Below are 11915 nucleotides of genomic sequence, written 5' to 3' on the forward strand. Positions count from 1 at the left end.
TTGGAAATGAAACCCATTAACGATCACGAAATGCCGGAATTAGAGCTGATTTTTGTCGTGAATTAGACATAAAATGTTAGCGTGAGACATTTAACGCATTCGGACTCAATTTTGGCGACCAGGAGATGAGCATGCAGCGGCGTTCGGCAACCTTAGATGATGTGGCTAAAGAGGCCGGGGTGTCTCAGCAGACGGTTTCCCGGGTGCTGAATAACCCGGACGTGGTCTCTGAACGCACCCGCGATAAGGTGATTCGCGCGATGCAGGCGCTGCACTATGTGCCTAACCGCTCCGCCCAGCTGCTGGCGGGGAAGGCGGCGCCGTCCATAGGGCTGATCACCGCGTCGTTGACGCTGCATGCGCCATCGCAAATTGCCGCGGCGGTGAAGCGTCATGCCGGAATGCACCGGCTGGAGGTGTCGATCGCGATGCCGGAGCAGACCGACTATTCGTCGCTGCAGGCGCGGCTGGATGAGTTCCGCGCCCAGCATATTCGCGGGGCCATCGTGAGCCTGCCGCTGGAGAGCAGCACCGCCGAGCGCCTGGCCGCCGAGAATCCCGATATCTCCTGCCTGTTTCTCGACGTCTCTCCTGAAACGGACGTTTCCTGCGTGCGGTTCGATCATCGCGATGGCTGCGGCGCCTGCGTGCGTCATCTTTGGGAATCAGGGCATCGGGAATTTGGCCTGCTGGCGGGGCCGGAAAGCTCTGTTTCTGCGCGCATGCGCCTCGGCAGCTGGCGCGAGGCGCTGCATCGTCTGGGCATCAGCAGGGCGGTGACGGTCTTCGGCGACTGGAGCGCGGCCAGCGGCTGGCAAAAGACTTTTGAGCTGCTGCATCTTCAGCCGCGGATCAGCGCCATTGTGGTGGCCAACGATCAGATGGCGCTGGGGGTGCTCAGCGCGCTGGCGCAGCTTAACCGCACCGGCAGCAGCGCCATCTCGGTGACCGGCTACGACGATACCGCGGATAGCCTCTATTTTCAGCCGCCGCTGACTACCGTCGCGCAGGATTTCGATCTGCTGGGTAAAAGGGCCGTGGAGCTGCTGGCTGAGCAGATGGCGACGCCGCAGCTGCGCATTCGTGAACTCCTGCCGACCACGCTGATTGTACGCCAGTCGACCTGGGCGTACGGCGCGGAGCCCGCCCGCGATCCGCTGATCGCGGAGCTAAAAACGCTGGTGGAAAAGCTTTAAGCCGGGTTGGTTTAATCTTCATTGAAGTAGGGGATGCTAAAGTGGGCGGCAGGCGTAAAGAAAGATGGACTCTTACTTTGCGTACAATGCAAAACACAATCTATCCATGCAAGCATTTATTTACCGCCATTTCACTGGCGGTTTTTTTTTGCCTGCGTTTTGTCCATCTCGCCGGGCCGTATTTTATTTAACTCTGCTGATTGAGCGTTTATTATCCTGTTTCTGGAATAAATGCTCTGTTTCTGGAGGGGGCGGTGCGCCGACCTTCCCGGGCCATAGTTTTTAACCCAACATAAAATGCTGTGGAGACGACGGTCAGGCGGACGGTCCCGGCCGCAGGGGCCGGAGCTTCCGGTTATCGTAAAATATTGACGCGCTTGACCAGGGGATTTATGCGCCCGACTGCGCCATGCTGTTTGCTCAGGCAGGTCAGCATCACGCTATCGGACCACTGGCATTGACTGCGCCCGCGATGGGATGACGAAGAGTTAAACAAAGCGCTGACGATAAGCCCCACGAAAAGGGTCAGCAGCGGGAACGCGAGCGAGGTCTTCACTTTATGGCTATCCTGGCGGTCAATTCAATTTTTAGTACCCTACACTAAAAATGTGACAGTTATCCCATTTATGTTTTGTATGGTTTATGCAGTGGCGGGGGATGTCGGTCTTCCGTCCGACCGTTTTCGACGTTGACGGCAGCGCCGAACCGCGTGACTTCAGGCGCCAGAAAGTATACGATGCGTATATGTTTTATAACGGTATATATATATGGGAATCGTAAAAATTTCAGATCTGCTGCATGACGATATCCGCGATGCCAGCCGGGCCATGTCGCGGTCGGTGAACGCCCAGGCCGAATATTGGATCCGCGTGGGTATGCTGAGCGAGCTCTATCCCGAGCTGAACCACCAACAGATTAAGCTGCTGATGCTTAAGTCAGGGTCCGATCGTCTGCTGGAGGTGATTAATGCAATCAATTCCCATTAAAACCGCCGAAGAGCTCGCCCTGCAGCGCCATGCCGGCGAACTGCTAGCCGCCGTTTTTGCGATGCTGGACGAGTTTATTCAGCCGGGCGTGACCACGATGGAGATTAACAATCGCGCCGAGGATTTCATCGTCAACCAGCTGCATTCCCGCCCGGCCAGCAAGGGACAATATGATTTTCCCTATGTGCTGAATACGTCCATCAATGAGGTCGTGTGCCACGGGATGCCGAAGGAGACGGAGCACCTGAAATCGGGGGCTATTGTTAACGTCGATATTACCCTTGAGAAGGGCGGGCTGATCGCGGACTCCAGCAAAATGTACCTGATCGGCGACGTTTCTCCGCTGGCCCGCCGGCTGGTGAAAACGACCTATGAAGCGATGTGGAAGGGAATCAAGGTCGTGAAGCCCGGCGCCACGCTGGGCGATATCGGCCATGCGATTCAATCCCATGTGGAAAAAAATGGCTACAGCGTCGTCAGGGAGTACTGCGGCCACGGCGTGGGCAAAGAGATGCATGAGGACCCGCAGGTGCTGCACTATGGTAAACCCGGCGAAGGGGCCGTTTTGCGCGAGGGAATGGTCTTTACCATCGAGCCGATGGTCAATCAGGGCGGCAGCAAAACTAAGCTCAAGAAAGATGGCTGGACGGTGGTGACCCGCGACAAGAAGCTTTCGGCGCAGTGGGAACACACCATTGCGGTGACCGACACCGGCTTTGAAGTTCTGACGCTGCGTCAGGGAGAAGAGCAGCTGCTTTGACAGAACCGCTGCGCCGGCCATCTCTTATCGATGAGGAGGGGGCCGGCGATGAAAACGATCCCGTCAGCTATGCGCGGAACCCTGCTTCTGTTTCAGCCACAGCCCCAGCTCCTGAACGACCTCGACAACTTTAACCAGCCTGAGACCGTCCTCCGTCAGATTGTAAACAACCTTAACCGGCACTTCGGGATAAACGGTACGCTGCACGACGCCCGCCTCTTCTAACGCCCTGAGATCCATGGTGAGCATCCGCTGAGAGATTGCGGGTATATCCCGACGGAGGTCGCTGAATCTTTTCGGCCTTTCCAGCAGGTACGACACAATAAGCAAACGCCAGCGGCCGCCGATAAGGTTCATCGCGACTTCGACGGAACAGCCGGAGATAACGTCCTTCATTTTAATTCTCAGTATAATTTATGTACCTACCCTACAATAATGTGCCTTCTTTAAAGTATCAACCAACTTTGTTAACCTCCCGACATACTTAAACGGCGAGGGTATTACAGAATGAAACTATATTATTCCCCGGGCAGCTGCTCTCTTTCTCCTCATATTGCTTTGCGTGAAGCTGGCCTTGATTTTGAACTTATCCGCGTCGATACCAAAACGCATACCTACGGCGGCGGACAAAACTATTATGATATTAATCCGCTGGGCTATGTCCCGGCATTAGAGACCGCGCAGGGTGACATATTCCGTGAGGGCGTCACGCTCATTCAATATATCGCTGATTTAGCGCCCGAGGCCGGGCTGGCTCCCGCCAGCGGAACTATCGCACGCTATCGTCTTGAGGAGTGGCTGGTTTTTTTCAATAGCGAAATTCATAAAGCGTTTATTCCACTCTTTTATACCGAGCTCGGCGGAGCTTATATCGATATTGCGCGACAGAAATTACTTTCTCGTTTTGCGTGGATCAACCAGCAGCTGGCGGATAAAAAATATATTACCGGAGCGCGCTTCTCCATTGCCGATGGGTATTTGTTTGCGCTGGTCGGCTGGGCGAAAGCGGACTGGCTGATATCGGTTTATAACCTCGATATTAACCTGACGGAATATAAAAATATTGCCGCCTGGTACCGGCGGGTGCTTGCGCGACCGGCGGTGCGGCAATCTTTAAAGGAGGAGGGCATCGACTTCCTGCCGTTCATATAATGCCGCCGGTTTCCTGTGCTATTATGGGGCTCCACAAACGCTCATAGGGATGAAAGGATGTTAGAAGAATATTTTGGTAATGATGCCACGGCAGAAGAGAAGAAACGACTCCTTGCCGTCCAGGCCGCCTTAGAAATCTCGAAAGCAGCCGTCTCTTCATCAACCGCGAATGCAGGGATCCGCAGCCAGATGGATCTGCGCAACGTGGCGCAGGAGGTTTCCTCCTTAGCTGACGCTATTCAGGATGCTCTCGAAGAGAGCGAGTAAACCGGCATCGGGTTAATCTTTTAGCCCTCCGGCAGTAAGCCCCTTGATGTAGCGGCAGCAGGGGGCGTTCTGAACAGCAGGCTGCCTGTCTACGGGTAACCGCGATGGCTGGAGTGAACTCCTTTTTTGCTCAACGCCGGCATCAAATATTTTGCATCACGGCCTATAAATGCCGCCCCCAACCGCTATTGATTTTTATTCTCCGCATGCCGACAAATTGCGCCAAGCTCTATTACCGCCGCCAGCAGCTGCGGCGTCGGTTCGCAGGCACAATTCAGCCGGAGACAATGGGCCATATCCTGCCGTGGTGAAAAAAGCTGTCCCGGACTCACGCCAATTCCGGCTTCGAGCGCGGCGCGGTGCACGTCGAGCGCATTAATTGTTTTAGGCAGCTCCAGCCACATCAGAAATCCGGCCTGAGGGATAACGACCCGGGTCGGTTCGGGAAAGTGAGCCGCGACCGTGCGGGATATGATATCGACGCTTTTTTGGATCCGGCTCTTCAGCCGTAAAAGGTGGCGATCGTAGTCCCCTCGGGACATAAAATCGCTTACCGCCGCCTCCGTTAGCGGCGAGCCCGCCCAGTCGCTTGCCAGCCGAATTTTCATCACCTCTTCATAGTAGCGGCCCGGCGCAATCCAACCGGTGCGCCAGCCTGGCGTCAGGGCTTTCGACACCGAGGAGCAGTAGAGAACGGAGCCGCTGCGATCAAATGCCTTACAGGCCGGCGGACGAACGGCATCCCCGGCCAGATCGCCGTAGACGTCATCTTCAATCAGCGGGACGTCGTGTCTCTCCAGCATCGCGACCAGCTCCCTTTTGGCCGCTACCGGCATCACGGCGCCCGTGGGATTCTGTGCGCTGGGGGAGACCAGCACCGCCGCTGGGCGATACTTTATGATGGCCTCATTCAGCGCCGTAAGGGAGATGCCTTCCTGAGGATCGGTGGTGATTTCCAGCGCTTTGAGGCCCATTGATTCCAGAAGAAGTAGTGCGCCAAACCAGGCAGGACGTTCAATCGCCACAACATCGCCGGCAACGCAGACGGCCTGCAACGCCAGACGTACGGCCTGGGTGGCGCCGGCGGTCACGATCAGTTCGTCGGGGCCAAAGGTCGCGCCCCACTGAACGGCCCTGCGGGCTATCTGATAACGCAGATCGGACCTTCCCGGCGGCATGCTGTAGGTCTGTCCGTAGGCTTCCAGGCGCCGGCTTGCGGACTGCAGGACCCGCTGCAGCCTGGCCGCCGGCAGCCAGGCCGGATCGGGCTGCGCGGCGCCCGGCGGAATAAGGCGGCTCTCCTGGCGGCTAAACAGCGTTCTGGCCAGGGTCGACATATCCACCGAGACCGGAGCGGCGTTGGGGACGGCGCTGGAAGAGGCCACGGGCGGGGCGAGGCTGACATAGTACCCGGAGCGCGGGCGGGCGACGATCAGGCCTTCGGCTTCCAGAAAACGCAAGGCTTCCTGAGCCGTAGGGATGCTGACCTGTTCACGTTCAGCCAGCTTGCGTACCGAAAGCAGACGGTCGCCGGGATGCAGCGCGCCGGCAATAATGGCCTGTCGAAGCGAAAGAGCAATGCGCTGATAGCGGGGAAGCATGGGATCTGTACAGGCTGGTTTTCAATAAATCTGAATATATCCGCTTAGCGCCCGCAACGCTATTCTCGGCTGCAGATGACGAAGACACGGAGATTGCTATGAAAGCTAAAAATTTTGACCTCGCCGCCTATTTTCAGCGTATTGATTATCACGGTTCGCCGGGAGCGGATGCCGCCACGCTGTATGAAATAATGCAGAAACAGCTGTTTTCAATCCCGTTTGAGAATATTGACGTGCGGGACGGGAAAGGCGTCTCGCTGGTCCCGGAAGATATTGTAGAAAAACTGATCGGCCGGCAGCGGGGCGGATATTGTTACGAAGTCAACGCGCTGTTTGCTATGGCGCTTGACGCGCTGGGGGTTCCCTACCAGTTTGCCGCCGCGCGCCCTATGTTCTATCCAGCCCGTCGGCCGCGGACGCATATGGTGGTGATTGCTTTTGTCGGCGGCAGGCGCTGGCTGTGCGATCTCGGGTTTGGCCATTATGGCATCCGGGCGCCCGTCGACCTCGCTATTCTTGATACTGAGCAGCGGCAGAGCCCGGATACCTTCCGTCTCAGCCTCGATTCTGCCGGCGTGTATACGCTGCAGGCGCGGGTGGATAACGGCTGGCACAGCCAATATAGCTTCGATCTCTCCCGCCACGAGCTGATCGATTTTGAGCCCGCCAACTATCTGAATTCAACCCATCCGGAGACCATATTCGTCAGGCAGTTAGTGGTCGTATTACACCACCCTGACGGCAGAAGCATTCTCTCCGGCCGCGCGCTTAAGACGATCCGCGGCCAGGAGACGCGGCAGCGGATGCTCTCCGGGGGCGAGATCCCGCAGGTATTACGCGACACATTCAGGGTGACCGCTCCCGAGCCGGCCATATTCCGCGCGGCGAAAGATCGCCCGTAGTGTGAGCCTTTTATCATCAGAAAAGAGGCAAGGAATTATCTTGCCTCCGTCGCTGAAAAAAGGCGCGCTGATGACGGCGCGAGAGCGGATGCTTCTCGCCGGTTATGGCGTCAGTTCGGCCGTTGGCAACCCTTTGCCGGGGAGTCTTACCGGCCAGCGGACTTCTCCTACGCCGTTCAGCTGGGGCCGCGAAAATAAAAAGCCCTGGAAAAGACGAATTCCGATGGCGTGCAGCCAGCACCACTCCGCAATGCTCTCCACGCCCTCGGCGACGACGGTGATCCCGAGGTCTTCGCAGCATCTGACAATGGACACCACAATCGCCTGCTTCGCTCCGCTCATATGAATATTGCGCACCAGTTCGGCATCGATCTTGATTTTATTCGGCTGGAAGCGGGTCAGGAGCGAGAGCCCGGAATAGCCGGCGCCAAAATCGTCAATGGCCAGGCTCATGCCGGCCACGCGGATATCCTTCAGCACCTGCTGAAACTCGGTAAAACCGGAGATAACCTCGGTTTCCGTGACTTCTATTATAATTTGCTCTGGCTTCAGCCCGGCGTCGCGGATTTTATCCAGTAAAAACGCCACCGAGCCCGAACGATTATATAGCGAGCCCGGCAGCAGATTAACCGCCAGCCGCTGCTCCCCGAGATTAATGCTGCCCGCAAGCGAAAAGGCGTAGGCCTTGGTTTCGAGGTCGAAATCGTAGCGCTTCTTTTCCGGGACGGAGGAGAACATCTCCGCCGGCGAGCCGCCTGATGGACTGCGGATCAGCGCCTCAAACGATGAGATATGGCCGCTTTCCGGCTCTACAATCGGCTGAAGCGCAAACTGGCAGGGCTGGCCGGACGATAATCCCGGCGACGAGCAGCGCGAGGGCGCTCCCCGGCTTTCCATCGTCCACAGCGCGGGGTTTAATGCTTTCGGCAGGATATAGCGCCCGCCGTGAGCGATAAAGGCCTTGATAAATTTGAACATCCGGTCATCCGGAGAGAGCGCGTTTCGGAACTCGCCCAAATGGAGGATCTCTTCCGTCAACGCTCCCGGCTTCTTTAGCTGCAAATCAAACAGGTGCATACCGATATCGCGAAACCGCCGGTAGGCAGAGTAATCGCGCATCAGCTCCACCACGTCGGTGTGGCGCGGATCGTTGCGAATTTGGTCGAAAAGCGCATCGACCACCTGCTCATCTCCCTCCAGAACCTGAAAAAACTGGGAACCACTAAAAATCAGGATACCCGTGACGTGGAGGTTTGTGTTTTTCTGTCGTGCCCGGCTGACAAGATTGCTCAGGCCGTTCGGCCGCCAGGTGGGAGCTAACTGACTCCGGTAGATCAGTGTGGTCAGCATATATTTCCTTGTTGGATCGGACTAATGGGTACCAGTCTGCGCGAGGGAATAAATCCTGGCCCGAGGTCCTCTGACCTTAGCGGGTACGGTGTTCATGCCTTTGCCAATCATCAGGCCGTGAAGCCCGGCATTTGAGACTGCCGCTATCACACTGAGAGTCGCTTACTTTACCCTGAACGGAGCGGTATTCCATGTTTATCTTAGTTCCGGCTGGCGTTTGAGGGAAACTCTCCGGGCACGCGCGTCCGCTGCCGCGCAACGTATGCACCCACAAATTAATGAGGAGTCGTAATGAAGCTAATTGGCATGTTGGATTCACCCTATGTACGGCGCGTGGCGATATCGCTGGCGGCTTACGGTCTGGCTTTTGAACACCAGCCGCTCTCCGTGTTTAGCGACTATGCGGCCTTTGCCGAGCTGAATCCGGCGGTTAAGGCCCCGACGCTGCTGCTGGACGATGGCACGGTGTTAATGGATTCCACGCTGATATTGCACTATCTCGAAGCGCAGGCGGATGACGCTTCCAGGCTGCTGCCCGCGGATATTGCGGCGCTGGCGGAGGATAGCCGCCTGCTCGGGCTGGCCCTGGCGGCGAGTGAGAAAGCGGTGCAGCACGTCTACGAGCATCGGCTGCGGCCGGAGGAAAAAAGGCACCAGCCGTGGATAGATCGCATCACCCGGCAGCTGCTGGCGGATTGCGCCGCATGGGAGGCCGGATGGCGGCATCGTCAGGTCAACGCGGCAAAGCTGGACCAGGTCGCCATTACCAGCGCCGTGGTGTGGGGGTTCATTCAGATGATGATTCCAGAGGTGGTCAATGCCAGCGGCTATCCCCGCCTGCAGGCGATTTCCCGGGAGCTTGAGGGGTTGCCGCAGTTTGCGAAATATCCCGCCCGGTAGCAGAGGCGGACAATCGTTTGTGGTTCGCGGCGAAGGCGCTGCGCTCACTCTCTGCCCGGCGCGCCGCCGGGCTTTTATGATGGTTTTTCCGGCCGAGTTGGAGCCACCGCCGCTAATTCCGCCCGGTGCTAGCGGATTGGCATACGGTATTCGATCATCCCGCTTTTGTTGGCGATCCAGTCGTAAAGCCGCTGCCCGCGCAGGTTCGTTTCATGAGTGTGCCAGTAAAGGTGGGCGCAGTGCCGCTTTCGCGCCTGCCGCTGAACGTACTCGATCAGCCGTTTGCCGATCTGTTGGCCGCGCACGTCGGCGCTGACAAACAGGTCTTCCAGATAGCAGTAATCCGTGTCGGCCCAGGTCGAGCGGTGAAACAGGTAGTGCACCAGTCCGACAACGGTTCCGTTCTCTTTGGCGACGGCGCAGTACACCGGCTCGATGGGATTGAAGAAACGGTTCCACGTCAGTCGGGTCGTACTTTCCGGGATATCGACGCGATAGAACGTCTGATAGTTTTTCCATAACGGGAGCCACTGCGGGTAATCATCTTCGGCGACGATGGCGACAGTGATATTGTCTGAATCGCGGCTCATTTCTGCTCTATGCATCTCTTTTCCTTATTGTTTCATGACCTGATTGTCTCTACATCGCTGATGTTAGGTGGAATTTTGGTTCCAGGTAAGGCACACTTTTTGTATATTTACAGGAACCACTTTTACTGCAAAGGTCGCGGGCACCTGTGAAAAAAGCCGTTTCTCCTCTGTTTCAGGAGCTGTTGTTGCATAGCGGGACCATCAAGGATCAGGTCTATCATGCTATCCGCCGCGCCATCCTCGACGGCCGCCTGCCGGCGGGCGCAAAAATCCCCTCCAGCCGCGCGTTGGCCGAAGTGATGGGGATCGCGCGTAACTCGGTCATTGCCGGCTTTGAGCGGCTGAGCGATGAGGGCTATCTGGTCACGCGGGAGGGGGCGGGGACGTTTGTCGTCACGCATATCCCCGACTGGCTCATCCATACGGACAGCGCGGGCGCCGGGCGGGATGACGATCCGCCGTCGGTCGGGGCGCTTAATCCGGACATCACCGTGCTGCGGCCTCTGTGGTCAGAAAGTCAGGCCGGGGGCGCAGCAAACCGCCTTTTTGCCGTGGGGGTCGGCTGCACCGACCTCTTCCCCTATGATTTATGGGGCCGCCTGCTGGGGCGGGTCTGGCGGCAGTCGCGCCGCGAGATCGGCCTCCATGCCAGCCCCAATGGTTATCAACCTCTGCGGCGGGTGATATGCCAGTATATTCAGTCGACGCGAGGGGTTAACTGCAGCGAAGATCGCGTGATTATCGTCAACGGTATCCAGCAGGCGCTGGATATCACCGCGCGTTCGCTGCTTTCGCGCGGGGATGAGGTGTGGCTCGACGATCCCGGCTATAACGGCGCGCGCGGCGCTTTCGCCTCGGTAGGGGCAACGATCAGGCCGGTGAGAGTCGATAGTCAGGGAATGGATGTTGACGACGGAATAACGCATTATCCCCATGCCCGGCTGGCCTATACCGCTCCCTCGCACCAGTTTCCGCTGTGCGGAACCCTTAGCCTCGCGCGCAGGCTCGCCCTGCTGGAGTGGGCCGAGTCCCGGCAGGCGTGGATCTTCGAAGACGATTACAATAGCGAATTTCGCTACGCCGCGCGTTCATTGCAGGCCCTGCAGGGGCTGGATAAGCATAACCGGGTCATCTATGCCGGAACGTTCTCGAAGATGATGTACCCGGAGTTTCGCCTCGGTTTCCTGGTCGTTCCGGGCCATTTACGCGAACAGTTTGCCACGACTAAATATTTCTCCGATCTGTGCAGTGGCTATCTTGAACAGGCGGTCCTGGCCCGTTTTATCGAGGAGGGCCACTACGCCAGCCACGTTCGCCGGGTGCGTAAAGCCTGCTATGAACGTAAGCTGGCGCTGGCCGCCGCCGTTGAACGCTATTTGCCGGAGAAAATGACCGTTCATCCGACGGATTCTGGCGTGCATCTGGTGTGCTGGCTGCACGGCGGCCTGACGGCGAAGTACGTGGTGGATAAAGCCCGCCAGCTAGGAATGGGGGTGCAGACGTTTGCGCGCTACTGCCAGCGGCCGATGCAGCGGGAGGGGGTTTTGCTGGGGTTTGCCAACCATTCGCCCGAGACCCTCGAGGAGGGAATTCGCCGTCTGGCGCAGGCGCTTTAAGTTCGGTATGGGCCGCTAAGAAATGTCGTCCCGGAGCCTCCAGCGCAATAGCGTATAGTGGCAACGAGTCTTAGATTTATCGGGGGCGTGATGAAAATATTACCATTTTTCATCCTAGGAGTTTAAGCCATAGCTTACTGGCACCCCGGCATTCGTGAAGATCGTTTCTGCGCCGCTGAACATCGGTATGGCCTGGAGATTGAGGTTTCTGAAAGGTCTGCATATAAGGGAAATACTCATAATTGCTGGAGTCCATGTCAGCGACTACGCAACCGAACAGCGCTAAGCGCAAGCTGCCTTGCCCCTGATTCCATCTTTGGCGTGGCGGTATAAGAAAATAAATACACCGAGGGGCCGCTGCCCCTCTGATTTTTTTCAGGGTTTTATTTCTGCCGTAATATGTACTTTATTGCCCATCCTCGCCTCGATTATTTTATACTCTTTTGCCCCTTGTTGTTTCGTGATTTGGCGGATTTTGTTTTCAGCATTTTCCAGCGTATCGCTGGTGGCGGTTACCGTTTTGGCGAATACCGAAAATGGCAGAATTAAATAGATAAATAAAACGGAAATTAAGGTTTTCATCGAGAATGTTGCT

At 57.0% G+C, this 11915-nt stretch carries 14 protein-coding genes; 8 read left to right on the top strand and 6 right to left on the bottom strand.

What is annotated here, in order from left to right; genetic code table 11:
- The first annotated feature begins 131 nt into the window (after positions 1–131).
- A complete protein-coding gene (locus QFI97_RS14550; RefSeq protein WP_331834277.1) occupies positions 132–1196 on the top strand; it encodes a LacI family DNA-binding transcriptional regulator in 1065 nt (354 codons plus the stop codon).
- A gap of 355 nt (positions 1197–1551) precedes the next feature.
- On the opposite strand, the gene QFI97_RS14555 is transcribed toward QFI97_RS14550, so the two are convergent.
- Positions 1552–1752 carry a hypothetical protein gene (locus QFI97_RS14555; protein ID WP_095103300.1) on the bottom strand — a complete coding sequence of 67 codons (201 nt, stop codon included), beginning with the start codon at positions 1750–1752 and terminating at the stop codon, positions 1552–1554.
- Positions 1753–1963: 211 nt separating this feature from the next.
- Between QFI97_RS14555 and QFI97_RS14560 the strand changes: the two genes are divergently transcribed.
- Together QFI97_RS14560 and map are read left to right on the top strand one after the other, a co-directional pair.
- Positions 1964–2182 (top strand): ParD-like family protein, encoded by a 219-nt coding sequence (locus QFI97_RS14560; RefSeq protein ID WP_095103302.1) that lies wholly within the window; start codon positions 1964–1966, stop codon positions 2180–2182.
- Positions 2163–2942, top strand: a complete 780-nt coding sequence (map, locus tag QFI97_RS14565) for a type I methionyl aminopeptidase (protein WP_331834276.1) — start codon at positions 2163–2165, stop codon at positions 2940–2942. The genes QFI97_RS14560 and map overlap by 20 nt, the downstream gene beginning before the upstream one ends.
- 63 nt (positions 2943–3005) lie before the next feature.
- Here map and QFI97_RS14570 read toward each other — a convergent pair whose 3' ends face one another.
- Positions 3006–3338, bottom strand: a complete 333-nt coding sequence (locus QFI97_RS14570) for a winged helix-turn-helix transcriptional regulator (RefSeq protein WP_095103307.1) — start codon at positions 3336–3338, stop codon at positions 3006–3008.
- 111 nt (positions 3339–3449) lie between these two features.
- Here QFI97_RS14570 and gstA point away from each other — a divergent pair, with 111 nt between their 5' ends.
- Complete coding sequence (gene gstA / locus QFI97_RS14575; protein WP_346431441.1) at positions 3450–4094, top strand: glutathione transferase GstA; 645 nt, start codon at positions 3450–3452, stop codon at positions 4092–4094.
- A gap of 57 nt (positions 4095–4151) precedes the next feature.
- Positions 4152–4361: a hypothetical protein gene (locus QFI97_RS14580; protein WP_095103311.1), complete on the top strand. Its 210-nt coding sequence runs from the start codon at positions 4152–4154 to the stop codon at positions 4359–4361.
- Between the two features lie 185 nt (positions 4362–4546).
- On the opposite strand, the gene QFI97_RS14585 is transcribed toward QFI97_RS14580, so the two are convergent.
- On the bottom strand, positions 4547–5962 hold the full coding sequence (locus QFI97_RS14585) for an aminotransferase-like domain-containing protein (RefSeq protein ID WP_346431442.1): 1416 nt from the start codon (positions 5960–5962) through the stop codon (positions 4547–4549).
- 98 nt (positions 5963–6060) lie between these two features.
- Here QFI97_RS14585 and QFI97_RS14590 point away from each other — a divergent pair, with 98 nt between their 5' ends.
- Positions 6061–6864 carry an arylamine N-acetyltransferase family protein gene (locus QFI97_RS14590; RefSeq protein WP_346431443.1) on the top strand — a complete coding sequence of 268 codons (804 nt, stop codon included), beginning with the start codon at positions 6061–6063 and terminating at the stop codon, positions 6862–6864.
- Positions 6865–6966: 102 nt separating this feature from the next.
- Here QFI97_RS14590 and QFI97_RS14595 read toward each other — a convergent pair whose 3' ends face one another.
- Positions 6967–8214, bottom strand: a complete 1248-nt coding sequence (locus QFI97_RS14595) for a diguanylate phosphodiesterase (protein WP_331834272.1) — start codon at positions 8212–8214, stop codon at positions 6967–6969.
- 291 nt (positions 8215–8505) lie between these two features.
- Between QFI97_RS14595 and QFI97_RS14600 the strand changes: the two genes are divergently transcribed.
- Entirely contained in the window at positions 8506–9114 is a 609-nt protein-coding gene (locus QFI97_RS14600) for a glutathione S-transferase (RefSeq protein ID WP_346431444.1), read from the top strand.
- 128 nt (positions 9115–9242) lie between these two features.
- Here the strand turns inward: QFI97_RS14600 and QFI97_RS14605 are convergent, their stop codons facing one another.
- Positions 9243–9704: a GNAT family N-acetyltransferase gene (locus QFI97_RS14605; RefSeq protein ID WP_095103320.1), complete on the bottom strand. Its 462-nt coding sequence runs from the start codon at positions 9702–9704 to the stop codon at positions 9243–9245.
- Between the two features lie 146 nt (positions 9705–9850).
- On the opposite strand from QFI97_RS14605, the gene pdxR reads away from it, so the two are divergent.
- A complete protein-coding gene (gene pdxR, locus QFI97_RS14610; protein ID WP_346431445.1) occupies positions 9851–11320 on the top strand; it encodes a MocR-like pyridoxine biosynthesis transcription factor PdxR in 1470 nt (489 codons plus the stop codon).
- 375 nt (positions 11321–11695) lie between these two features.
- Here pdxR and QFI97_RS14615 read toward each other — a convergent pair whose 3' ends face one another.
- Positions 11696–11902 carry a YdgH/BhsA/McbA family protein gene (locus tag QFI97_RS14615; protein ID WP_346431446.1) on the bottom strand — a complete coding sequence of 69 codons (207 nt, stop codon included), beginning with the start codon at positions 11900–11902 and terminating at the stop codon, positions 11696–11698.
- Positions 11903–11915 lie beyond the last annotated feature (13 nt).

This window comes from Klebsiella scottii (assembly GCF_036561945.1).
In the GTDB taxonomy this organism is placed as follows: domain Bacteria; phylum Pseudomonadota; class Gammaproteobacteria; order Enterobacterales; family Enterobacteriaceae; genus Klebsiella; species Klebsiella scottii.